This window comes from Helcobacillus massiliensis, from assembly GCF_014191425.1.
GTDB classification, from domain to species: domain Bacteria; phylum Actinomycetota; class Actinomycetes; order Actinomycetales; family Dermabacteraceae; genus Helcobacillus; species Helcobacillus massiliensis.
Map to the genome: position 1 here is coordinate 921,472 of NZ_JACHWP010000001.1, position 21,737 is coordinate 943,208.

Annotated in this window: 20 protein-coding genes and 5 tRNA genes; 8 read left to right on the plus strand and 17 right to left on the minus strand. The window is 70.7% G+C overall.

Going from position 1 to position 21,737, the window contains the following annotated elements; genetic code table 11:
• Position 1: 1 nt before the first annotated feature.
• Entirely contained in the window at positions 2-1,534 is a 1,533-nt protein-coding gene (locus FHX50_RS04245) for a phytoene desaturase family protein (RefSeq protein ID WP_183374750.1), read from the plus strand.
• Positions 1,535-1,622: 88 nt separating this feature from the next.
• On the opposite strand, the gene FHX50_RS04250 is transcribed toward FHX50_RS04245, so the two are convergent.
• The 4 genes from FHX50_RS04250 to FHX50_RS04265 form a co-directional block, all read right to left on the minus strand.
• A tRNA-Val gene (locus tag FHX50_RS04250) sits at positions 1,623-1,694 on the minus strand.
• 30 nt (positions 1,695-1,724) lie between these two features.
• Positions 1,725-1,795 (minus strand) — tRNA-Cys (locus tag FHX50_RS04255).
• 22 nt (positions 1,796-1,817) lie between these two features.
• Positions 1,818-1,890 (minus strand) — tRNA-Gly (locus FHX50_RS04260).
• Positions 1,891-1,912: 22 nt separating this feature from the next.
• Positions 1,913-1,984 (minus strand) — tRNA-Val (locus FHX50_RS04265).
• 232 nt (positions 1,985-2,216) lie between these two features.
• On the opposite strand from FHX50_RS04265, the gene FHX50_RS04270 reads away from it, so the two are divergent.
• Positions 2,217-2,292 (plus strand) — tRNA-Gly (locus FHX50_RS04270).
• A 103-nt stretch (positions 2,293-2,395) separates the two neighbouring features.
• Here the strand turns inward: FHX50_RS04270 and zapE are convergent.
• Complete coding sequence (gene zapE, locus FHX50_RS04275) at positions 2,396-3,424, minus strand: cell division protein ZapE (protein WP_343064038.1); 1,029 nt, start codon at positions 3,422-3,424, stop codon at positions 2,396-2,398.
• A gap of 112 nt (positions 3,425-3,536) precedes the next feature.
• Here zapE and FHX50_RS04280 point away from each other — a divergent pair, with 112 nt between their 5' ends.
• The gene (locus tag FHX50_RS04280; RefSeq protein ID WP_183374752.1) at positions 3,537-4,316 is read left to right on the plus strand and encodes a dihydrofolate reductase family protein; all 780 of its coding nucleotides are present in this window, start codon (positions 3,537-3,539) and stop codon (positions 4,314-4,316) included.
• Between the two features lie 26 nt (positions 4,317-4,342).
• On the opposite strand, the gene FHX50_RS04285 is transcribed toward FHX50_RS04280, so the two are convergent.
• Positions 4,343-5,623 carry an alpha/beta hydrolase family protein gene (locus tag FHX50_RS04285; protein WP_183374753.1) on the minus strand — a complete coding sequence of 427 codons (1,281 nt, stop codon included), beginning with the start codon at positions 5,621-5,623 and terminating at the stop codon, positions 4,343-4,345.
• Positions 5,624-5,688: 65 nt separating this feature from the next.
• On the opposite strand from FHX50_RS04285, the gene FHX50_RS04290 reads away from it, so the two are divergent.
• The 4 genes from FHX50_RS04290 to FHX50_RS04305 all read left to right on the plus strand — a co-directional run bounded on the left by FHX50_RS04290 (position 5,689) and on the right by FHX50_RS04305 (position 8,733).
• A complete protein-coding gene (locus FHX50_RS04290; protein WP_183374755.1) occupies positions 5,689-6,231 on the plus strand; it encodes a hypothetical protein in 543 nt (180 codons plus the stop codon).
• 13 nt (positions 6,232-6,244) lie between these two features.
• On the plus strand, positions 6,245-6,676 hold the full coding sequence (msrB, locus tag FHX50_RS04295) for a peptide-methionine (R)-S-oxide reductase MsrB (RefSeq protein WP_183374757.1): 432 nt from the start codon (positions 6,245-6,247) through the stop codon (positions 6,674-6,676).
• A gap of 94 nt (positions 6,677-6,770) precedes the next feature.
• The gene (locus FHX50_RS04300; protein WP_183374759.1) at positions 6,771-7,358 is read left to right on the plus strand and encodes a DUF3000 domain-containing protein; all 588 of its coding nucleotides are present in this window, start codon (positions 6,771-6,773) and stop codon (positions 7,356-7,358) included.
• The gene (locus tag FHX50_RS04305) at positions 7,348-8,733 is read left to right on the plus strand and encodes an HRDC domain-containing protein (RefSeq protein ID WP_183374766.1); all 1,386 of its coding nucleotides are present in this window, start codon (positions 7,348-7,350) and stop codon (positions 8,731-8,733) included. Before FHX50_RS04300 ends, FHX50_RS04305 begins: the two co-directional genes overlap by 11 nt.
• Before the next feature lie 43 nt (positions 8,734-8,776).
• On the opposite strand, the gene FHX50_RS04310 is transcribed toward FHX50_RS04305, so the two are convergent.
• From FHX50_RS04310 to FHX50_RS04360, 11 genes are read right to left on the minus strand one after another with little or no spacing between them, the layout of a single operon-like run.
• Positions 8,777-9,409 (minus strand): NUDIX domain-containing protein, encoded by a 633-nt coding sequence (locus FHX50_RS04310; RefSeq protein WP_183374768.1) that lies wholly within the window; start codon positions 9,407-9,409, stop codon positions 8,777-8,779.
• Positions 9,410-9,419: 10 nt separating this feature from the next.
• On the minus strand, positions 9,420-10,538 hold the full coding sequence (locus FHX50_RS04315) for a glycosyltransferase (RefSeq protein WP_183374770.1): 1,119 nt from the start codon (positions 10,536-10,538) through the stop codon (positions 9,420-9,422).
• Entirely contained in the window at positions 10,535-12,202 is a 1,668-nt protein-coding gene (gene murJ / locus FHX50_RS04320) for a murein biosynthesis integral membrane protein MurJ (RefSeq protein WP_183374772.1), read from the minus strand. The genes FHX50_RS04315 and murJ overlap by 4 nt, the downstream gene beginning before the upstream one ends.
• Positions 12,199-13,050 carry a hypothetical protein gene (locus FHX50_RS04325; protein ID WP_183374774.1) on the minus strand — a complete coding sequence of 284 codons (852 nt, stop codon included), beginning with the start codon at positions 13,048-13,050 and terminating at the stop codon, positions 12,199-12,201. The genes murJ and FHX50_RS04325 overlap by 4 nt, the downstream gene beginning before the upstream one ends.
• Positions 13,047-14,219 carry a copper transporter gene (locus tag FHX50_RS04330; protein ID WP_183374776.1) on the minus strand — a complete coding sequence of 391 codons (1,173 nt, stop codon included), beginning with the start codon at positions 14,217-14,219 and terminating at the stop codon, positions 13,047-13,049. Before FHX50_RS04330 ends, FHX50_RS04325 begins: the two co-directional genes overlap by 4 nt.
• Positions 14,212-15,459, minus strand: coding sequence for a putative cytokinetic ring protein SteA (steA, locus tag FHX50_RS04335; protein ID WP_183374778.1), 1,248 nt, complete (start codon positions 15,457-15,459; stop codon positions 14,212-14,214). Before steA ends, FHX50_RS04330 begins: the two co-directional genes overlap by 8 nt.
• A complete protein-coding gene (gene recN / locus FHX50_RS04340; protein WP_183374780.1) occupies positions 15,456-17,240 on the minus strand; it encodes a DNA repair protein RecN in 1,785 nt (594 codons plus the stop codon). The genes steA and recN overlap by 4 nt, the downstream gene beginning before the upstream one ends.
• Positions 17,240-18,199, minus strand: coding sequence for an NAD kinase (locus FHX50_RS04345; protein WP_246370655.1), 960 nt, complete (start codon positions 18,197-18,199; stop codon positions 17,240-17,242). The genes recN and FHX50_RS04345 overlap by 1 nt, the downstream gene beginning before the upstream one ends.
• Positions 18,196-19,029, minus strand: coding sequence for a TlyA family RNA methyltransferase (locus FHX50_RS04350; RefSeq protein ID WP_183374782.1), 834 nt, complete (start codon positions 19,027-19,029; stop codon positions 18,196-18,198). Before FHX50_RS04350 ends, FHX50_RS04345 begins: the two co-directional genes overlap by 4 nt.
• Entirely contained in the window at positions 19,026-20,144 is a 1,119-nt protein-coding gene (locus FHX50_RS04355) for an HAD-IIA family hydrolase (protein WP_183374784.1), read from the minus strand. Before FHX50_RS04355 ends, FHX50_RS04350 begins: the two co-directional genes overlap by 4 nt.
• Positions 20,128-20,940, minus strand: coding sequence for a hypothetical protein (locus tag FHX50_RS04360; protein ID WP_246370657.1), 813 nt, complete (start codon positions 20,938-20,940; stop codon positions 20,128-20,130). Before FHX50_RS04360 ends, FHX50_RS04355 begins: the two co-directional genes overlap by 17 nt.
• Between FHX50_RS04360 and FHX50_RS11895 the strand changes: the two genes are divergently transcribed.
• Positions 20,899-21,504: a hypothetical protein gene (locus tag FHX50_RS11895; RefSeq protein WP_221187229.1), complete on the plus strand. Its 606-nt coding sequence runs from the start codon at positions 20,899-20,901 to the stop codon at positions 21,502-21,504. The genes FHX50_RS04360 and FHX50_RS11895 overlap by 42 nt on opposite strands.
• Positions 21,505-21,737: the final 233 nt, after the last annotated feature.

Below are 21,737 nucleotides of genomic sequence, written 5' to 3' on the forward strand. Positions count from 1 at the left end.
CATGCCACGCCCAGCCGTCGATCCGGCCGTGCTCCGCGGCTGTTCGGGACCGTGGGATGCGGTGGTGGTCGGCTCCGGCCCGAACGGCCTGCTCGGCGCACTGACTCTGGCCCGACGGGGCATGCAGGTGCTCGTGCTGGAGGCGGAGGCCACCCCCGGCGGTGGGGCGCGCACGCTCGATCTGGGGCTGGCCGACGGGGTCGTCCATGACGTCTGCTCGGCTGTGCATCCGCTGGCGCTGGCGAGTCCGGCGATCGGAGCTCAGTGGCTGCGCGCCCGTGGTGTGGACATGATCGCGCCGGAGGCGTCGTACGCGCATCCGCTGGACGGCGGCAGGGCAGCGGTTGCGATGCGCAGCGCCGCTGCGACGGGAGATCTCATCGGTGGGCGCCGCGGGCGAGTGTGGGCCGACGTGTTCTCCTCTCTCGCCGCTCATGGACCGGACGTGATGGCTCTGATGCTCGGCACGGCTGAGCAGCGCCTGCGCGCCATCACCTCACCGACGGGTGCCCGCACGGCAGCGCTGCTGGGCCGGGCAGCTGCCCTGGCGGACCGCTCCGTCCGCAGCGGCGACGATGCCGGCGCGCTCCTCGCGGGGGTCGGCGCCCATGCGATCAGCCCCCTCTCCTCCCCCACGGCGATCGGGACGGCTGTGCTGCTCGGCTCCCTCGCCCACACCGGCGGCTGGCCGATCCCCCGCGGCGGCTCGCAGTCCCTGGTCACCGCGTGGATCGCGGAACTGTCCGAGCTCGGCGGCTCAGTGGTGACGCACGCGCCGGTCACGTCACTGGATCAGCTCCCGCCGTCGAGGGTGGTGCTGCTGGATCTGCCTGCCCCGTCGGCCGGTCGACTGCTGGCTCCGTGGGCGAGGTCCGCCGCCTCCCGCCGGCTCACCCGCCGTCTGCAGGTCTTCCCTCCGTCGGCGGGGGCGGCGGCGAAGGCGGACCTGGTGCTGTCCGGGCCGATCCCGTGGGCGGCCGCACAGCAGGCGCCGGGGATTGCGCGCGCCGGGACGGTGCATCTGGGCGGGTCGGCGACCCTGATCAACACGGCCGAGCGGGAGGTGGCGGAGGGTCGGCTGCCGGAGGCCCCGGTGGTGCTGGTGAGCGATCCGGCGGGGGCGGATCCCTCGCGGGAGGTGCGAGGGCTGCGGCCGGTGTGGGCGTATGCGCACGTGCCGCTGGGCTGCCCGGTGGATCCGGTGCCGTTGGTGCTGGCACAGCTGGAGCGGTTCGCCCCGGGCGTCCGAGACCTGGTGGTGGCGGCGCGGGGCGTTCCGGCCTCGCGCATGACGGGTCACAACCGGAGCCTGACCGGCGGGGACATTGCGGGCGGCAGCACGGCTCTGCCGCATCTGGGGGCCCGGCCGTTCCTCGCGACGGATCCGCACCATCTGGCGACCCTGCCGGGCTGGGCGCCGGGCGGCGAGGATGCTGAGGTGCTGCTGTGCTCGGCCTCGAGCGCGCCGGGGCCCGGTGTGCACGGCCTGGGAGGGCAGGCGGCAGCGCGCAGCGCGCTCGCACGGCTGGCCTGAGAGCTGCGATGCGCGGACCCCGTCGGGTTCCCCTGCGCCTGTCATGCAGAAGACCCCCTCGGCGAACCGAGGGGGTCTTCTTCGTGGGTGGGCGATACTGGGATCGAACCAGTGACCTCTTCCATGTCAAGGAAGCGCGCTACCACTACGCTAATCGCCCGTATGCAGGACCCGTGGGCCCATTGTTGCGAGGTGGGTACGGGATTCGAACCCGTGTACACGGCTTTGCAGGCCGTTGCCTCGCCTCTCGGCCAACCCACCGTGCGAGAACCGAAGTTCTCCGAGCGGATGACGAGACTCGAACTCGCGACCCTCACCATGGCAAGGTGATGCTCTACCAACTGAGCTACATCCGCAGATCACTATTCATATGTGACGTGGGCGATACTGGGATCGAACCAGTGACCTCTTCCGTGTGAAGGAAGCGCGCTACCACTACGCTAATCGCCCGGGTCTGCCGGTGCGTTTCCGGAGCGGCCTGCTCCCTCAACGACCTGAACAACATTACACGACTTCCGAGCGGCGACAAATTCGCAGAGGTCGAAAACGGGCAGTTTGCGGCGAGCGCCACATTCGACCCGCTCGGCCGTGACCCCGACCACGAAGCAGCCTGCGGATTTGCGCGGCCCTGACGGGCCTGGCTACTGTCTTCTTTCGTCGGAGCACGCTCCGGCCGACCCATGCGGATGTAGCTCAGCTGGTAGAGCATCACCTTGCCATGGTGAGGGTCGCGAGTTCGAGTCTCGTCATCCGCTCCACGAGGAAAGGGCCCCGGGTAACCGGGGCCCTTTCGCTGTTCCAGACCCGCACCCGCGCCAGCACCGCCGGCGCGGGCCACGAGTGGGCGGTGCACGCCGCGCCTCACACGAGCGCGCGGGCCCCGTCGGCCTGCAGCGCCCCCAGGCGGGACAGGCAGCGCAGATACTTCTTGCGGTAACCGGAGTTCAGCAGGTCCTCGGTGAACAGCTCCGGCACCCGCACCCCGCTCAGTGCCACCGGCACTTCCCGGTCGTAGAGGCGGTCGATCAGAACCACGAGACGCAGCCCGCGGTTGTGCTCACTGACCTGCTCCATCCCCACGATGTGGCAGCGCTCTATCCCGTCGATCATCGCGCCGTAGCGGGAGGGGTGGACCTCCCGCAGGTGCTCGGCGAGCGGTTCGAAGTCGTCGAGGCTGACCCTGTCACCGCGAGCGCCGCTGCGGACCTGGTCGTCGGCCAGCTGGGGCGGGTCGTCGATGCGGTCCTTCTCGCGGTAGTCGAGGCCGTCGATGCGGAGCACATCGAAGCGGTCGGCCATGGCCTGGATCTCGCGGAGGAAGTCCTGGGCGGCGAAGCGGCCCTCGCCGAGTGCGTCGGGGAGGGTGTTGGAGGTGGCGACCACGGGGACGCCGCGGTCGGACAGCTCACGGATCATGCGCGTCATGAGGAGGGTGTCGCCGACGTCGTCGAGTTCGAACTCGTCGATGCACAGGACGCTGGCGGTGGAGAACTCCTCGACGGCGCGGGTGAAGCCGAGGACGCCGATGAGGTTGGTGTACTCCACGAAGGTGCCGTAGAGGGGCCGTCCGGGTGCAATGTGGAAGAGGGCGGTGAGCAGGTGGGTCTTGCCGACTCCGAAGCCGCCGTCGAGGTAGAGGCCGTGGGCTGCGGCCGGGCCCTTCTTCCTGCCGAACATGCTGAGCAGGCCGCCCCGGCTGCTGCTGGGCTGAGCGGTGAGGCGGGACGCGAACTGCTGCAGGGACTGCTTCGCCGCCTCCTGGGAGGGGTAGTCCGGGTCGGGGATGTAGTTGTCCAGGCGGGCCTGCTGGAAGCGCGGCGGGGGAACGAGCTGGGCGACGAGTTCGCCCGGTGCGGGTGTGGGGAATCGGGAGGTCAGGCTTGTGGTCACGGCGTTCAGTGTACGGCGGAGGGGTCTGGGTCTGCTCACTATGCTGGAGGCGATCCCAGGAGCCCGCGAGCCGTGCCGGGCCCTTTTCCTGCGCGGTGGATTGGAGAGTGCGATGACCGCCGACGGGGTGCAGAAGGACAGTGTGCACATGGTGCTGCGCGATGGTGCGTTCACCGACGGTGCCGCTGCCGCGGTGCCGATGGACGATGCGGGTGCTGAGGAGCTCGCGGACCTGTACCAGTTCGATCCGGAGCGCACCACGGTGCGGGTGATGATGAACTCCTCGGTGGACGGTTCCGCCACGGGGGCCGACGGGACCAGTGCGTCTCTGGGGAACCCGACTGACTTCTTCAACCTGGTGGTGCTGAGGGCGATGCCCGATGTGATCGTTGCGGGCGCTGAGACTGTGCGGGCGGAGGACTACAAGCGGCCGGGCGGCCGGAAGTCCCTGCGCTCTCCCAGCAGGCGGCCGAGCGGGACGGAGTTTCCGGCGCTGGTGGTGCTGACGGGCAGTGGGGACCTGGGTGGGGCGGTGGATCCGTCGTGGCCGACCCTGCTGGCGACCTCGCGGGGGAAGCGGGATGCGGTGATCGAGGCCTCCGGTTTCCCCACGGAGAACGTGGTGACGTTCGAGGAGCCGTTGGACCTGATCGAGCAGCTCGCGCAGCGCGGCTGGGTGGGCATCCAGGTGGAGGGCGGCCCGTCAGTGAACGCGCTGTTCTTGGAAGCCGATGCAGTTGACGAGCTGTGCGTGTCCACCAGTCATGTGACGGTGGGCGGCGAGCACACGCGGATCGTGCGGGGGGCGGAGCATGACGCGCAGTGGCAGCTGTCGGACATGCTGGTGGGCCGCGGCGCCACTCTTCATCGGTACGTGCGGGACCGCGACTGACGCCGGGGCGCTGGTGGCTGCCGGCTTCAGAGCCTGCGACCGGAGGACAGCGGCTGGGCTGGGGCGCTGGGCTGACGGATCGGGAGGGCCGACGGGTCCACGCGGTTGATCGGGAACCCCGCTCCGGCGGAGCGCTGCTGGATCCAGGTGAGGATCTGGCTCTCCCAGCGCGCCGGGTCGAGGTTCCATTCCCGGGTGTGGGAGGCCATGTCCCAGGTGCGCAGGTGCACGAGGTCGGGGCGCGAGTGGGCGAGGAGCCTGCTCGGTTCGTAGGGGACGACTTCGTCCTCGCGGGAGTGGATGAGCAGGGTGGGGTGGCGCAGCGCGTCTGCCGCGTAGTCGGTGGTCATCTCGTTCAGGAGGATCGGCTCCAGCAGGCGGACGGAGCGTGACCAGCGCGGGTGCGTCATCAGGCTGCGGGCCGCGAGCGCGAGCGGTTGCGGAACCCGTCGGAGCCGCGTGTGGTGCTCGAGGATGACCTCCCAGTCGACCGCGGGGGCGTCGAGGATGAGGGAGTCGATTACGTCGCGGTGCTCGGAGAAGAACGAGGTGCGCAGAGCGATGGCGCCGCCCATGGAGAAGCCGATCAGGAGGATGCAGCGAGCACCGTGCCGCAGCGCGAACGCGATGGCGGCGTCGACGTCCTCCCACTCCTGGGCACCGAGGTGGAGGAGGCGGTCGGGTGAGGGGGCGGCTCCGGCGTCGTTGCGGTAGGAAACCATCAGCGTGGTGAGGCCGAGGGCGTGCAGCAGCGGGAGGGCGCGCAGGCCTTCGCCGCGGACGGAGCCGTGACCGTGGATGGTGATCGCCCAGGTGCGGGCGGGGTCCGGGCCGCCCGCACTGGGGGCCGCGCCGAGGACCAGCCAGGACGGCATGGAGCCGACGGGTGAGTCGATGGTGACGTCCTGGAAGGGCATGCCGTGGGCGTGCATGGGTGTGCCGGCCCAGAACAGGCCGTTGCGGGCGGCGGGGCCGGGCGCCAGGTGCTCGCGGGTGTCGGCGGCGAGGATGCGCCGCACCACCGTGGTGGGCGTGGGTTTGGCGATGATGTCGCCGATGCGGGCGTGGACGGCGCCGCCCTGTTGGCGGATGCCGAAGACGCCGGGCCATTCGGCCGCGCGGGACGCGGTCAGGGTGACGCAGTGGACATCGGCGTGCTGAACGGTCAGCAGGGGCGGTTCGGACGCGACGGGGGTCAGGGGCGCCCGGGCGACCATGGTGGCGGCCGCTGCTGCTCCGGCCGCGGAGAGGGCGAACGCACCGGCGCCGACGGTGCTGGCGACGGCGATGCGGGAGGCCTTGGTCATGTTCGTCAGGGTACGGGACGGGCCTGGGCGCAGATGGTGCAGGGGCCGGGTCTACGATCGGTGACATGTGCACCCTCGCCGAGCAGTGCGGCCCCGATCTCGTGGTGGTCGCCGACTGCACCATCGACTCCATCGATGCGCTCAATGCCCTGACGTTCCTCGGGATCGACCCGCGGGACGGCGGCCGCCCGTCGGCTCGTCTGCGAGTGCACTCCTCCCGCACCCGGAACCTGGTGCTGGACACCGTCGACGTGCTGGGCCTCTCCGATTTCGCCGACCGCTTCCCGCAGGAGATGGCCCTCCTGCGGGGTGCTGAGCACGGCCGCGAGCAGGCGGAGCCCGAGGAGATCCTGTCGTCACTGACGCGGGCGTTCACCGCGGCGGGCTGCGATGTGGTGGACGGCTGTGTGACGGACCGTCCCCTGTCGGCCTGCTCCGCGGACGTCTCGGAGTGCTCGTCGATGACGATCGTGGCGTTCACGCAGCCGATCGTGCGCGACCATGAGTTCGCCGACGAGTGGGCGCATACAGTGGAGGACGCGGTGGAGGCGACGTTCCTGCACCTCTACCCCACCCCGGCGGGTGCGGCACCGGCGCGCCCGCAGTGAAAGGAGTCCACCCATGAGCACGCACCGGATCGGCGACGGCGACTATCCCCTGGCGCTCAGCGGCGAGCAGTGGCGTCAGCGTCTCAGCCCTGAGGAGTTCCATGTTCTGCGCGAGGGCGGCACGGAGCGGCCCTTCACCGGCGAATATGAGGAGGTCCGTCCGTCGGGGACGTATGCGTGCCGAGGCTGCGGCGCGGAGCTCTTCACCGCTGAGACCCAGTTCAACGCGCACTGCGGCTGGCCGGCGTTCTACGCGCCGACGGATTCCGACGCGGTGGAGCTGCTCGATGACGATTCGTTGGGGATGCGCCGCACCGAGGTGCGGTGCCGGGCCTGCGGCAGCCACCTCGGGCATGTGTTCCGGGGAGAGGGCTTCCCCACCCCCACGGATGAGCGCTTCTGCATCAATTCGATCTGCCTGGTCCATTCCGACGACGCCGCCTGAGAACACCGGCGATCGTCGCGACCGGCCCCATATCCGGTCGGCGCGTGCGGCGCGCCGCCGCGATCCGGGAACAGCGCGCCGTTAGGGTGTTCGCGTGGCAGTCCATCAGTTCCCTCAGCATCGTGCGGCGTTCCAGGCCCTGACCGATGCTCTCTCGAGAGTCCGCGTGCGCCGGGAGGTCGAGTGGAACGAGATCCCCGCTCCCTCCCGCCTCGCCCCGTTCACGTGGGCGGCGTCCGCTGAGCTCATCGGCGATGACGATGAGGAGGTCGCCAGCGGAAAGTTCATCGTGCTGTACGACCCTGCCGGGAACGACTCATGGCAGGGCGACCTGCGCGTGGTGACGCTGATGCAGGCCCGGCTGGAGCCTGAGTTCGCTGTGGAGTCGATGCTCGGTGACGTCGCCTGGTCCTGGGTGACGGAGTCGCTGGAATCGATGGGCGCGTCCGCTCATGAGCTCGGCTGCACCATCACCCGGGTGGTGTCGCAGAGCTACGGCGCGCTGGCTGCCCGCCCAACCTCGGTGGATGTGGAGATCCGTGCCTCGTGGACCCCGGACGAGCACCACCTCGAGCCCCATTTCGCCTCCTGGACGCAGATCCTTGCAGCGGCCGGCGGCCTCCCGCCGCGTCCGGTCGACCTCGCGTCCGCCCGACCCCCTCTTCGAGCCGATGACCTCTGAATCTCCCCGCTCCTCCTCACGCACCCGGACGCGCTCCCGCAGCCGCGCCCGCTCCCAGTCCCGCGCTCGGTCCGGGCGGCCCTTCTCCTCAGCCGCCGCCGACGATGCCCCGGCGTCCTCCGGCTCCCCTGCCGATACCGGGTCCGCGGATGCTGCTCGCACCGGCCGTGCCGGTGACGCGGCAGCCCCGGCGCCGGCGGCGCCGCTGGTGCGCGAACCAGCCGGCGGCACTCCTGAGCTCACCACCACGATCCAGCAGCTCCTGGCGTGGTGCGACCGCGTGGCGGCCGAGGAGGACCTCGCGGTCGATGTGGAGCGCGCCTCCTCCTACCGGTACAGCGCGAAGGCGTACCTGATCCAGGTGCGCAGCGAATCCGCAGGCACCGTGCTGGTGGATCCGCTGGCGATGCGGTTGCCGCGCAGCTTCGTGGAGCTGATGAACTCCCGCACCTGGGTGCTGCATGCCGCCCGGCAGGACCTGCCGTCCTTGGCGATGGACGGAATGGAGCCCGCGGGGCTGTTCGATACGGAGGTCGCCGGTCGGCTCCTCGGTCTGGAGCGCGTCGGCCTCGGTGCCGTAGTGGAGGAGTTCATAGGGGTGCGCCTGGCGAAGGAGCACTCCGCCTCGAACTGGTCGAAGCGCCCCCTGCCGACCTCCTGGCTGGCCTATGCCGCTCTCGATGTGGAGTACCTGTTGCCGCTGCGGGACGCGCTGACGGAGCGTCTGCGCCACGACGGGAAGTGGGAATGGGCCCTGCAGGAGTTCCACCACGAGATGCGGTTCTCCCACCCGGAGGTTCCCGATGAGCCGTGGCGGTCCCTCAGCGGGGTCAGTTCACTGCGGTCCCGCAAGCAGCTCGCGATCGCCCGTGCCCTGTGGACGAAGCGCGATGAGATGGCGCGGACCGCGGACATCGCTCCGTTCATGGTGGTGCGCGACAAGCACCTGATGGCGATGGTGAAGGCGTCGATGCGGACGAAGGCGGATTTCCTGGCGGCCATGCCGAAGGGGATGAAGCAGGGCGAGGCCTGGTGGCAGGCGGCCCGCGCCGCCCGCGCCCTGGGGGTCGGGCATCTGCCGGAGACGAACGAGAAGGGCCCGCACCCGCACCACAAGTCGTGGGCGCGGAAGCACCCGGAGGTGCAGGAGCGGTACCGGACTGTGCGCGAGCGCCTGCTTCGGCACGCTGAGGAGATCCGCATGCCGGTGGAGAACCTGATCTCCCCCGGGCAGGTGCGTCAGTGGGTGTGGAACCACGAGACGGCGTCCGATGATACGGCCGCTGTGCGCCGCGAGCTCGAGGCCGTCGGTGCGCGGCCGTGGCAGGCTCAGCAGGTGGCGCCGCTGCTTCAGGCGGCACTCCCCCGCCGCTGACCCGCACCGGTCACTGCGCTCGGGTGGGACATGCGCGCTGGGGTCAGGCGCCCGGCAGCGGTCGGTCGGCGTCGGGCAGGTCCAGCTGAGCAACATCCGCCTCGCCCAGACCCTGCCGGTTCAGATGCGCCCAGACGGCGAGCACTGCGCTGCCCAGCGCCGCATTGGTGACCTCACCGCCGAGGACGGCGTCGACCAGCTCCCCCAGCGGCACGAGCTCCACCTCGATCTCCGCTTCCTCATCCGTCCGGTCGAATTCCACGGAGGCGGCGGGATGGGCGCCGAGAGCGACGAAGATCCGGATCATCTCACTGGAGCTGCCCGCCGACGGGAAGACGTCGAGGAGGTGATGGATCCGCGTCGCCTCGTACCCGGTCTCCTCCGCCAGTTCGCGCAGGGCCGCGTCCCCGAGTGCCTCGCCGTCCTTGTCGAGCAGTCCCGCGGGGATCTCCGCGAAGCACCCACCGGCCGGGTGGCGGTACTGCCGGATGATGACGGCGCGGGCGTCGTCGGTGAACGCGAGGACGGCGACCGCACCGGGATGGTCGATGTATTCGCGGTCGAAGCGGACCCCGTCGGCGAAGTCGACGGTGTCACGCCGGACCGTCCAGATCATGCCGGAATGGACGGCTCGGGACTGGACGGTGGGGCGAGCGCCGAAGCGGTCGGTGAGCATCAGTTCTCCTTCAGTCGAGCTGCAGCAGCCGGGTGATCTGCTCCAGCAGGTCCGCATCGCCGGGCAGGCTGTGGGATCGGCGGAGGGCCCGCAGGCGGAAGTCAGCGCGCACTGCGGCATCGCTCATCTGCACGATCGCGTCGGCGAGGGCCGACGGGTCCGCCGGTGGCACGAGCAGGGCAGCGTCCTCCGTCACCCAGCGGGTGCCGCCGGCGTCGGTGGCGATCACGGCGCACCCGCGGTGCAGTGCTTCCTGGATCGCGACGGGCTGTCCTTCCCAGACGGAGCTCTGCACGATCACGTCTGCGTCGGCCATGAGGGCCGGGAGGTCGGTGCGGTGGCCGAGCAGGTGCGCTTCCTCCCCGGAGCCGGCGATGAGCTGCTCGAGGTGGTGGCGCAGCGGCCCCTCCCCCGCGATGTCGAGCCGCACCGGCCCCATGCCGCGCTCCTTCAGCAGGGCCATGGCCGCGAGGGCGGTGGGGATGTCCTTCTGCGGGGCGAGCCGCGCCGGCATCAGCAGACGCAGGGGCTCCGAGTCGGTATCGGTTCCGCGTGATGGGTTCGGGTCGCGGCCATCGCGCCGTGCCGAGGCCAGCTCCTCGGAGTCGCGCGGCGCGTCGGTGGCGCCGGGTCGCTGCGCGGGGATGACAGCGCGCTCCACCTGCTCCGCACCGGCGGCTCGTGCGGCATCCGCGAGGTCCGGGGAGACGGCGAGGATGCCGTCGGCCCCGCGAGCGGTGATCCGCAGCAGCACCGCCCCCACTGCGGCGCTGACACCTCGAGTGGGGAGGGCGTTGTGCAGGGTGACGATGAGTCGACCGCGGCGTTCAGGCGCACAGCCTCGACGGGCCAGAACGGCCAGTGCCCCGGCCCGCACCCCGTGGGCGTGCACCGCGACGCTGGGGCTGCGGCCCAGCAGGGTCCGCAGGGCGAGCACGGCGCGGAGGTCCCGCAGCGGGTGCGGGCGGGCACCGATCGGCATGCCGTGATGGTGGATGGCGCTCGCGGGAATCGCATCGTCGGTAGGGCCGGCGTCCAGGGTGGGGTGGCCGGCTGCGGTGAGCATCCGGTGCTCATCGCGGATGTGGCTGAGGATGCCGCCGGCGGCGCGGGGACGAATGATGATCATGCTGATTCGTCGGCGGTGCGCTCTGCTCGGCGGCCCGGCAGCAGAGAACCGGCGATGCCGATGACGGCGCGGGCACGAGCGGGGTCGAGCACGGCGATCAGCCCCAGGCAGGCCGCTCCGGCGGCGACGCCGATCACGGCGCCGAGCAGCGCGGCGGTGGCGGCCCCCGTCATCATCGGTTCCGCGGCCCGCCCGCCGAAGTAGCCGCCGACGGACGCCACGATCGACGCCATGGCCGCCGTCGCGGTTCCGCGCATCATCGCCGCCCCGTCCTCGGGCGCGAGCGTGTGCTCACGCAGCACGGTGATCGCGCTGACCGCACCGACGATCTGCCCGATCGCGATCGAGAACGCGAACAGCACGGCCGCCTCGGACGCGGTGCGGGTGCTCGAGGTGAGGACGGTGAAGGTGATCAGCAGTCCCGCGCACAGCCACGGCACCGCCCCCACCATCAGTGCTTCGCGCGATTTCAGGGCCGCGTTGAGCACCCGGATGGAGTGCATGACGACCCCGAACGGGATCAGTCCGATCGCGAACGCGGCGGTCACGGCGCCGACACCGACCACTCCCGTCCGGTCGATCGCTGTGAAGAAGCGCTCCAGACCGACGGATGCGCCCCACAGCGCGGCGCCGCCGACGCCCGCCAGTGCAGTGATCGACAGCATCGACCCGAGAGCCAGCCGCGACAGTTCCGCCTTGTCGCCGGCGAGCCTCGACTCGGACAGGGTGGGGAACACGGTGGTCATGATCGGCACCAGCAGGATGGCGTACGGCAGGAGGTAGACGGCCTGACCGTACTGGAACAGGGGTAGGGTGCCGGAGCCGCCGGCGCGGACCGCGAGGATCAGCACGAGGGCGGTGACGGCCTGCTGCGCGAGCACCGCGGTCATCCCGGCGGCGGCGAGCCCGAGGGCGTGGCGGGTGACGCCGCGCGGCAGGGTGAGGGTGGGTCGGTAGCGCAGGCCTGCCTTCAGCGACGGGATGATCAGCGGCAGCGCCATCGCGGCCACGCCGAGGGTGGTGCCCCAGCCCAGCCAGAACTCGCCGCCCGGCGGCAGCGTCGCCACCGACACGGCGGGCGGTACCGACGCCGCGTACGCCGCGTAGGTCGCCATCACCATCAGCGAGGACACGAGAGGGACGAACGCGGGCCAGAAGAAGCGCTTGCGGGCCTGCAGGAACGCTCCGAGCACGATCGTGATGCCGTACAGCGGCAGCTGCAGGGCGAAGACCCGCAGTAAGCGTGCGCCCAGGTCCACCCCGGCGGTGGAGAGGGAGGAGCTTCCCTGCGCGAACACGAACTCGGAGATCGGGTGCGCGAACGCGATGACGAGACCGGCGAGCACCGCGGTGATGATCAGCGTCCAGGTCAGGAGCGCGGAGATGATGCGGTCGGCTCGTCGGCTCGCGGTGATCTCCATCCCCGCGATCAGCGGGATCACCATGCCGGCGAGGGCGCCGCCGGCGGCAGCCTCGAACAGGACGTTGGGGACGAGGTTCGCGGAGGAGTAGGCGGTGCCGACGTCGCCGGCGCCGACGCTGGCGCCGAACACCAGGTAGCGGATGAATCCGGCGATGCGGGCGAGGATCGTCACCACGGCGATCATGCCGGCGGCGCGGATCAGGGCCCGCGTTCGGGACCCGTTCGGTGCATTCACCGTCATTCGGCGCGTCCCAGACGGTCGATGGCGCGCAGCGCGGGGACCGAGTCGATGATGCGGGAGAACGACACGGTCTCACTGGCGAGCGTCAGTCCCACGAGGGCGGCGGCGAGCGCGGCGCGGGCGGAGCGCGGCAGGGCGCGCGATGCGGCAGTGCCGACGGCGGCGCCGAGGATGTTGGCTCCGCTGTCGCCGAGCATCCCGACCTCATCGAGATCGGCGGGGGCGGCGGACGCGATGACGCCGAGGATTCCCAGCAGCAGGTCCCGCGCCGATTCGTCCAGGTCGCCGTCGCGCAGACGGGAGAGAACCCCGAGACCGGGAACGGCGGAGAGTGCTGCTGTGGCTTTGAGGGCGCGGCCGGGCCGCAGGTCGAACAGGTTGATGAGGTTGGCGCTGCCGGCGATGAGGACCGTGTCGATGGCTCGGTCCAGTGCCTTCGGCTGGTGCAGCGAGATGACGGCGGCGGCGGCGGGGATGGCGAGCGCCTTCGCAGCGCCCGTGGTGAGGCGTCCGCGGCGCAGCGCACCGAGGTGACCTCGCAGCCCCTTGGAGGCGGTGGTCCCGTGGTCCTGCAGGAAGGGTTCGGCGAGGTCGTCGATGAGGCCTAGAGCGCCGATGGCGGCGAGTGCGGCGCGCTCCCGCATCGGCAGGGCCCCGGACGCTCCGCCGACGATCCCGGCGATGACGCCGATGCCTTCGGCGAGGCTGACGGTGGAGCCGCGGTAGTTGGTGCGCTGCAGAGCCCGGCTGACGTCGCCCGCGAGCTCCGGCGGGAGCGCGGCGATGCCGGAGTCGAAGGCTGCCTGCGCGGCGGTGGTGGTGTTGGCGGCGGCGAAAGCGGCGGTCATCGGTCTCCTCCGGAGTCACTGGCGCCCTGCGGCGCGGAAGGGGTGGGAGTGCTGGTGCGGCGCTGGTTCTTCTGCCCACCCGAATCGGGGGACGCACCGCTGCCGCTGGTGGTGTCGGTGTCCGCGTCGGCGGGCTGCGCGGGTTCCGTCGGCTGAGAGGCGTCCGGGGCGTCTGCGCCGGACTGGCCGCCGCCGGCTGGGGAGCTGGGCAGCGCCGGCATCGGGGCCTGTGCGTCGGGGGCGGCGCCGTAGTGACCTGAGCTGCCGCCGCGCACCGATTCGGCCAGGGCGAGCACGATCACGACCGGACCCTCCGGTGAGGTGACGGCATCGACCGTCGACACGGACTGCAGGTCGGTGGTGCGGCGGATGGCGCGGACCAGGCCGACGGATTCGTGCAGCGTCGGCGACTGACCCGCAACCACGATCGGAGCCTTCGCCTCGCGCATGTCGGTCACGAACCGCATCTGCACCGCTTCGACTCGGCTGATGCGCTCGGCATCCTGGGCGGCGCTGTCGTCCGAGTTGGTGAACGTGTCGGGGGCGGCTGCGACGTACACGAGCCCGGCGGGGGCGACCACTGAGCCGCCGTCACTGGTGATGAAACCATCGGCCGCGAGGCGCTTGACCACCTCAGTGCGGTCGGCGTCGCTGAGGGGCGACTGCGGGGAGATCGCGACCATCAGCGCATGCATGAGGCCTTCGCCGCTGGTCGAGGTCTGAGCGGCGAGCTCCGGCCAGCGGCTGGTGAGGGCGGTGAGGGTGTCAGTGCGCTTGGCCTCCGCGGCCGGATCCCACAGGGACGGGTTCAGGCTGATCCGGTTGCCGGTGGTGCCGCCGGCTTGGGTGACGCGTTCGCTCACCTGGTCAGCGGCGGTGGCGACGGATTCGCCGTCGGAGATGATGGTGATGGGGGCGCCATCGGGCAGGGCGCCGGCGAGCAGCTCTTTGCCGGAGGCGTCGATGTAGCTGGTGAGGCGCTTGGCGCCGTCCGTCAGCTCCGTGTTCTGAGCGCGCAGCTCGTCCTTGTCGCGGCGCAGCTGCTCCACCTGGTTGGTGAGCTGTTCGCCGAGGCTCTGCCGCAGGGGCCCCGCGCCGAGCACGATGCCGAGGGCGAGCGCCAGGAAGACGGCGACGAGGGACACGAGGTGGTAGCGGAAATCAATCATGGGTCTCTTCCCGGAAGGGTCGGGTCAGCCGGGGCGGCAGCAGAAGGGCGGCTGCGCTCGCCGGAACGCTCTGCAGCGTGAACAGTCCGGTGAACCACGACAGGAAGTCGTCGAGCCGAGCGCCGAGCAGCTGGATGAGGGTCTGCCCGCCGGCGGTGACGGACAGGGCGGCGATGATCGCCACGAGGCCCGCCGCCACGAGGGCGAACAGCTGAAGGGTGGAGATGCGCTGACGGTACAGGCGGGACACGCCTTTGGCGTCCACCAGTTTGGAGCCGACGCGCAGCCGGGTGAGGAACGTGGAGGACATGCCGGCGCGGCCCTTGTCGAGGAACTCCTCGAGGGTGCCGTGGGTGCCGACTGCGACGATGACGTCGGCGCCTCGGTCGTCGGCCAGCAGCATGGCGATGTCCTCACTGGTGCCGGAGGCCGGGAAGGTCACGGCGTCGTCGTCGAGGCCGAGTTCGGCGAGGCGCTCCATCCCGGGGGCGCAGCCGTCGCGGTAGGCGTGGACGACGAGTTCGGCTCCGCAGCGCAGCGCGCGATCGGACACGGAGTCCATGTCTCCGATGATCATGTCAGGCCGATAGCCGGCATCGAGGACGGCGTCGGCACCGCCGTCGACTCCGACGATGATGGGACGGTTCTCGCGGATGAACGGCTGCAGGACCGTGAGGTCCTCCTTGTAGTGGTAGCCGCGCACCACGATGAGCACGGCCCGGTCCTGGAAGACCGTGCGCACATCCGGTGTGCCGACCCCGTTGATGAGCAGATCGCGCTCCTGCACCATGTATTCCATGGTGTTCTCCGCGAACTTCACCAGCTGTTCGGAGAGGCCCTCGCGGGCGCGGCGCAGGTCCTCGGCGACGATGGACGGGGTGTAGCGCTTGCCCTGGAGGACGTCCCCGGTGGCGAGGCGCACATCGGCACCGTCCAGGGTGAGTTCGTGGCCTTCGCCGATCGTCTCCAGCAGGGTGTCGTGTTCGATGTCGATGACGATGATGCCGGCGTCCACCAGGATCTGGGGGCCCATGTTGGGGTAGCGCCCGGAGATGGACTGCGCGGCGTTGATCACCGCGGCCGGTTTCTTCTCCACGAGTGCTTCCGCGGCGACGCGGTCGATGTCCTCGTGGTCGATGACCGCGATGTCGCCGGGGACCAGCCGTTTGGTGAGGTCCTTGGTGCGGCGTCCGATGCGGGCGATGCCGGTGGTGACGGCGGGCGTGTGCACGGTGCTCATCGCTTCTCCCCCGCCTGGGTCCGTTTCTTCTTCCGGCCCGGAGCGGCGGCGTACCGGGATGCGGCGGTCTGTGCTGCGGCGGCGGATTCGGCGAGCAGTTCCTCAGCGTGGGTGAGGGCGGCTTCCGAGGAGGCGTCGCCGGCGAGCATGCGCGCGAGTTCGTGGACGCGCCCGTCGCTGTCCAGCAGGTCGACTCGGGAGGAGGTCTCCTCGCCGCGGGTCTCCTTCACGATGGTGAGGTGGGTTCCGGCGTAGGAGGCGACCTGCGGCAGGTGCGTCACCACGATGACCTGGGCTTCACCGGCGAGGTGAGCGAGGCGTTCGCCGACGGCGCGGGCCGCTTTGCCGCCGATGCCGGCGTCGATCTCGTCGAAGATGAAGACGGGGTGGCCGATCTCCTGGTTGCGGTCGGTGCGGTCGGCGACGAGCGACACTTCGAGTGCGAGCATGACGCGGGAAAGCTCACCTCCGGAGGCACCGGTCGCCAGCGGCATGAACTCGGCGTTGCGGTGGGGCTGCATGAGGAACGTGACGAGGTCGCGGCCGTGCTCACGGGCGGGTGCGGGTGCGATGTCGACTCGGATCTTCGCGCCGGGCATCTCGAGTGTGGCGAGTTCGGTCTCGATGCGATCGGCGAGGCGTTCGGCGGCGGTGCGGCGCCGCTGGCTCAGCTGGGCGGCGAGGTCGTCGAGCTCCTCGTCCTGTTCGACGATGCGGGCGGTGAGCTGTTCGCTGGTGTCGGCGGCGCTTTCGAGGTCGTGGAGGGCGCTGACGGCGCCGGCGGAGTTGTCCAGCAGTTCGGTGACGGTGGCGGCGCCGTCCAGCCGCGGCCCGAGGTCGCGGACGAGGACGCTGAGGGTGTGGAGACGCTGCTGTGCTTCCTCCATGCGGCCCGGGGAGGCGTGGGAGTCGTCCTGCAGGGATGAGAGGTCGGCGGCGGTGTCGCTGAGCTCTTCGCGGGCGGAGACGAGCCGATCCACAAGGGGTGCGAGGCCGGGGGTGGAGTCGGAGTCGAGCGCGGTGATGGCGGCGATGGCCTCGTCGAGGCGGGTGAGGGCGCTGCCGGTTTCGTCGCCGACGAGGTGCATGAGGGTGGTGTCGAACGCGTCGGCGGCGTCGGCGGCGTCGCTGAGGCGGGTGATCTCCTCGCGCAGAGCGTCGTCCTCCCCCGGCTGCGGGTCCACCTCTTCGAGGGTGGTGAGGATGCTGGTGAGTTCCTGCTCGCGCTGCTCGCGGTCGGCGAGGAGGGCGCGGATGCGCTCCAGTTCGGCGGCGTTGTCGCGGCGGGACCGGAAGGTGGCGCGATGCTCGGCGAGGAGGTCGTCGAATTCGGGGCCGATGGTGGAGTCGAGCGCGTCGCGCTGCAGGTCGGGGCTCTTCAGGCGGATCTGGTCGCTCTGACCGTGGATCGTGATGTTCTCGCCGACGAGTTCGGCGAGGGTGGAGACGGGGATGGGGACCCCGCCGACATGGGCGCGGGAGCGTCCGTCCTTGGTGACGCGGCGGACGACGAGCACTTCGCCGTCTTCGGCTTCGGCGCCGAGGTCGTCGAGGCGGTGCTGGAGCAGCGGGGATCCGTCGACGCGGAGGCGGCCCTCGACGGTGCTGGACACCCCGGCTCGGCGCTTGTCGAGGCGGGTGCCGAGCAGGAGGGACAGTCCGGTGACGACCATGGTCTTTCCGGCGCCGGTTTCGCCGGTGATGGCGGTGAATCCGGGCCCGAAGTCGAGGACGGCGTCGTCGATCACGCCGATGTGGCGGATGGCGAGGGAGGTCAGCATCAGCGCTCCTGCGCGGCGGGGTCATCGTGCCCGCGACCGCGCCAGCCGTCGACGGGCAGTTCGAACTTCTCCACGAGGCGGTCGGCGAAGGGGGTGTGGGTCAGTCGCGCGAACTGGATGGAGTTGGGTGAGAGCACCGATTCGATGCGCATGCCGGCGTGAACGTCGAGGACGCGTCGGCCGTCCATGGTGAGGACTGCGCTGCACGTATTGTCGGCGGTGATCTCGATGGCCGCTTCGCTGGAGCGTCCCAGGACGAGGGGACGCGCGAAGAGAGCGTGGGCGGCCAGTGGGACGACGAGGAATGCGTCGACCTCCGGCCAGACGACGGGTCCGCCGGCGCTGAAGCCGTATGCAGTGGAGCCGGTCGAGGTGGACAGGATGACGCCGTCGCAGCCGAAGGTGGAGACGGGGCGGCCGTCGATCTCGATGACGACGTGGACCATCTTCTGCCGGTCGGACTTCTCCAGGCTGGCTTCGTTGAGGGCCCACTCGGCCGCCACCATGCGGTCCTCAGCGTCGTACACCTCGATGTTGAGGGTGCCGCGCTTCTCGATCGAGTAGTCCCCGTCCAGCAGGCGGTGAACGGTGGTGGCGAGGTCGGCCGCTTCGGATTCGGCGAGGAAGCCGACGTGTCCGAGGTTGACTCCGTGTACGGGGACGCTGTGCTCGCGGGCGATCTCGAGGGCGCGCAGGATGGTGCCGTCGCCGCCGAGGACGATGACGAGTTCGTCGATGGCGGGGTCGAGGTCGTGGACGATGTCGACGTCCGGCCCGTCGATGGCCTCGAGGAGGCCGTCGGGCAGCAGCGCGGGGTCGGCTTCGCGCATCTCGGTGAGCTGCTGGTCGAGGATGCCGGTGCGCACGCCGCGGTTGCGCATTTCGTGGATCACCTGGGCGAGGCCGCGCAGCGCGCTGGAGCGCCCGGTGTGCAGATAGAGAAGGAATCGGCGCATCATCTGGTCCTTCCTTCTCCGCGTCCGCTGGCCCGTTCGACTGCTTCGTCGATCATCCCACAGACGTGGTGGGAGCAGGCGGGATTGGGTGGGGTGTTGCGCCCATGGAGGAAGAACTCACGGTTGCCGTTTTGGCCGGGCAGCGTGCTCTCCTGCACGCCGACGACGGTCAGTGCGTGCTCGGCGCAGGCCTCGGCGACAGCGGCGATGGCGCGGCGCCAGAGCGCGGGGTCGGTGACGACCCCGGATTTCGGGAGGTTGCCCCGGCCCACTTCGAATTGGGGTTTGACCATGAGGACGATGTCGGCGCCGTCGGCGGCGACGCGGCTGATCGTGGGGATGATCTGGGTGAGGGAGATGAAGGAGACGTCGGAGACGATGAGGTCGGGCCGGTGACCGACGGTGTCGACGCTGAGGGTGCGGGCGTCGGTCTGTTCGAGGCTGCGCACACGCTCGTCGGCGCGGAGGCGCTCGATGAGCTGCCCGGTGCCGACGTCGACGGCGGTGACGGTGCGGGCGCCGGCGCGCAGGAGGACGTCGGTGAATCCGCCGGTGGAGGCGCCGAGGTCCAGAGCGTGGGACCCGTCGGCCGTGTCGTCGAGGTGGAAGGCGGTGAGGGCGCCGGCGAGCTTGTGGGCGGCCCGGGAGGCGTATTCGCCGCCGACGGGTGCTCCGGTGACGTCGAGGCGGTCGTCAGGGCCGACGGGAGCGGATGCGCGCCGGGCCCGGGCGCCGTTGATGAGCGCCCTGCCTTCCTCCACGATGCGGCGGGCGTGGGTGCGCGAGGATGCGAGGCCGCGCTGATGGAGCGCGGTGTCGATGCGGGTGCTCACCGTGCCGCACCGGCCTCGCTGTCCGCGGTGATGGTGGTGTTCGTCAGGCGGATCTCGCCGGCGAAGGCGCGGTCGGGGTGGGTGGCGCGGATGAGGCTGATGACGGCCTGGTGGGTGTGCCAGTCCTGGTCGGTGGCGTTGACGGTGATGATGCCGTCGGCGAGCTCCGCGGTCACTGGCCCGTACACGCAGCGTGCGGCCCGGACGCTCCCGCTGCCTTCTCCCCCACCGGCCTCACGTGTCACTCCCTCGGTGCCCCCGCTGCCCTCGTCTTCGCCGGTCGCGCCGGCCTCCACGTTGGGGTCGCCGGCGGGGCCGGTGAGGAAGGAGAGGTCGGGCCGGATGAAGGTCGGGCGCTGGATCGGCTCGGCGTAGGCGGCGTCCTGCCAGCTGGAGACGCCGGTGAGGACGTGCAGGGTGGGCAGGTCGGCGCGGTTGCCGCCTTCGATGTCGGTGTCGAGTCGGTCGCCGACGACGAGCGGGGCATGCGAGGACACCTGCTGTGCGGCGGTGGTGAACATTGCGGGCTGGGGTTTGCCGGCGATCTGCGGCTGCTGACCGGTGGCATGGGTGAGCGCGGCGACGAGGGATCCGTTGCCGGGCGCGAGGCCGCGTTCCGTGGGGAGGGTGGAGTCCGCGTTGGTGGCGATCCACAGGGCACCGGCGCGGATGGCGTAGGCCGCCTCAGCGAGGTCGCGCCACCCGACGGTGGGGGCGAATCCTTGGATCACGGCCGCGACCGTGTCATCGGCTTCGCGGACGGGTTCGTATCCCCGTGCGTCGAGTTCATGGGTGATGCCGTCGCCGCCGACGACGAGCACCTGGGCGGGTGCGGGGACGCTCTGCTCGAGCACGGCGACTGCGACGTGGGGTGAGTTGACCACTTCATGCGCGTGCGCGCTGAAGCCGAGCGCCGTGAGGTGCTCCACCACCATGTCGGGAGTCCGGGAGGCGTTGTTGGTGGCGAATGCGATCGCCGTCCCGTGGGAGCGAGCGGCATCCACGCTGTCGACCGCGTGGTCGATGGGGCGATGACCGTGCATGAGGGTGCCGTCCATGTCGAGCAGGAGGGCGTCGAAGCGGTCGAGGAAGCTGAGTTCAGTCCTGGCGCGCATCGGTGTCCTCGTCGTCGGTCTCGATATCGGCGGCGTCCTCGGTGCCGGCCCCCTCCGGGCTGGGCTGAGGGTCGGACATCTCGCTGTCTTCTGCCGGTTCGGCGTCATCGTCGGCGCCTGCTTCCGCAGTGTCTTCTGAGCGGGCAGCGTCGTCGGCTGCTTCTCGTTCGCGTTCGCGCTCTTCGGCGAGGAAGTCGTCGAGGACGTCCATGACGCCGATCTGTTCGTCGGTTTCGAGCACGACGGGTGCCTGGACCTTGCTGGGGCGGCCCAGGCGCTCCCCGGCGTCGGTGATCTCATTGGTGTCGGCGTCGGCGGCGAGGGTCAGCCACTTGAAGGCTTCATCGCTGCGTCCGGCCTTCTCCAGGAGGTCGGAGTAGGCCACCCAGAGGCGCACCTGCCACTGTCCGTTCACCTTCTGGCGCAGCGCTGGGATGTCAAGGGACGCAAGGGCAAGGTCGATATCGCCCATGTCGGCGTAGGCACCGGCGACGACGATCATCAGTTCGATGGTCTCGGATTCACTCAGGGATTCCGCTTCCGGCAGCGCTGCGACGTCGAGGGCGCGTTCGGGGCGGCCGAGCCCGCGTTCGCAGTCGGCGATGATCGGCAGCATGTCGTTGCGACCGTTCATGCGCATGGCGGCACGCAGTTCGCGGATTGCGGCGCGGTACTCTCCGGCCCCGTAGAGCCGGACACCGTACATTTCGCGGACGGTCGCTGCGCGTGCACCGAATCGGGTGGCCCAGCGGAAGTGGTCGAGACTGAGTTCGGGATCGGTGTCCTGGATGAGCATGCCTTGGACGAGGTGGCGGCTGACGCGCTCCTCCTGGTCCTTGGTGAGGGTCTTCAGCTCCGAGCGGATCTCCTTGGGAAGCTCGCGACCGGTGATCTCGGCGGGCACGAACGGTTCCCGACCTGTACGGATCCGGTCGTCACGGTCCTGCTGGTGGTCCACAGGCGCGCTGCTGAAGTCGCGGCGGTCGCTGCGGGGCCCACGCCGTTCGTCGCGATGCCCACGGTCGTCGCGGCGCTGCTGGCGGAACCCTCCACGATCCTGCTGGTGTCCCCCTCGCTCGCCGCGGCGGGAATCCTTGCGGTAGCCGCCTCGGTCATCCCGAGGCGAATCCTTGCGGTAGCCGCCTCGGCCGTCGCGGCGCGACTCGTTGCGGTCACTGCGCCGGTCATCTCGACGGGAGTCGCCGCGATGACTGCCGCCCCGGCGGTCACCTCCCGGGCCTCGGTGGGCAGAATGACGCTCGTCCCGACGGGAGCCGGCGCTGTGTCGGTGCGATCGGGACTGGCCGGCGGCATCGCCGCTGCCGTTGTCCCGCTTTTCCCACCAAGGTGTGGACTGTGAATCGTCACGGCGGCGATGGTTGACGTCACTTCGACGCCCTCGATTATCGCCGTATTCGCCGCGGCTACGCTCGTCGCGGCTGCGGCCCTGTGCGTCACCGCGCTCGTCGCGGCGCTGACGGCGGTCGCCCCGGCTGGTATCGCGCCGTTGCTCGTTGGAGCGGGGGTAGCCACCCGCGCGGCGAGACTGAGATGAGTGGGACCAGTCACGGCGTTTGCCGCGGTCGGAGCGGT

Excerpts from the sequence above, each read along its gene's own strand:
- FHX50_RS04245 (WP_183374750.1), top strand. The coding sequence starts at position 2 with ATGCCACGCCCAGCCGTCGATCCGGCCGTGCTCCGCGGCTGTTCGGGA.
- FHX50_RS04280 (WP_183374752.1), top strand. The coding sequence starts at position 3,537 with ATGACCGCCGACGGGGTGCAGAAGGACAGTGTGCACATGGTGCTGCGC.
- FHX50_RS04285 (WP_183374753.1), bottom strand. The coding sequence starts at position 5,623 with ATGACCAAGGCCTCCCGCATCGCCGTCGCCAGCACCGTCGGCGCCGGT.
- FHX50_RS04290 (WP_183374755.1), top strand. The coding sequence starts at position 5,689 with ATGTGCACCCTCGCCGAGCAGTGCGGCCCCGATCTCGTGGTGGTCGCC.
- msrB (WP_183374757.1), top strand. The coding sequence starts at position 6,245 with ATGAGCACGCACCGGATCGGCGACGGCGACTATCCCCTGGCGCTCAGC.
- FHX50_RS04305 (WP_183374766.1), top strand. The coding sequence starts at position 7,348 with ATGACCTCTGAATCTCCCCGCTCCTCCTCACGCACCCGGACGCGCTCC.
- FHX50_RS04310 (WP_183374768.1), bottom strand. The coding sequence starts at position 9,409 with ATGCTCACCGACCGCTTCGGCGCTCGCCCCACCGTCCAGTCCCGAGCC.
- FHX50_RS04315 (WP_183374770.1), bottom strand. The coding sequence starts at position 10,538 with ATGATCATCATTCGTCCCCGCGCCGCCGGCGGCATCCTCAGCCACATC.
- murJ (WP_183374772.1), bottom strand. The coding sequence starts at position 12,202 with ATGACGGTGAATGCACCGAACGGGTCCCGAACGCGGGCCCTGATCCGC.
- FHX50_RS04325 (WP_183374774.1), bottom strand. The coding sequence starts at position 13,050 with ATGACCGCCGCTTTCGCCGCCGCCAACACCACCACCGCCGCGCAGGCA.
- FHX50_RS04330 (WP_183374776.1), bottom strand. The coding sequence starts at position 14,219 with ATGATTGATTTCCGCTACCACCTCGTGTCCCTCGTCGCCGTCTTCCTG.
- steA (WP_183374778.1), bottom strand. The coding sequence starts at position 15,459 with ATGAGCACCGTGCACACGCCCGCCGTCACCACCGGCATCGCCCGCATC.
- recN (WP_183374780.1), bottom strand. The coding sequence starts at position 17,240 with ATGCTGACCTCCCTCGCCATCCGCCACATCGGCGTGATCGACGACGCC.
- FHX50_RS04345 (WP_246370655.1), bottom strand. The coding sequence starts at position 18,199 with ATGATGCGCCGATTCCTTCTCTATCTGCACACCGGGCGCTCCAGCGCG.
- FHX50_RS04355 (WP_183374784.1), bottom strand. The coding sequence starts at position 20,144 with ATGCGCGCCAGGACTGAACTCAGCTTCCTCGACCGCTTCGACGCCCTC.
- FHX50_RS04360 (WP_246370657.1), bottom strand. The coding sequence starts at position 20,940 with ATGCTCATCCAGGACACCGATCCCGAACTCAGTCTCGACCACTTCCGC.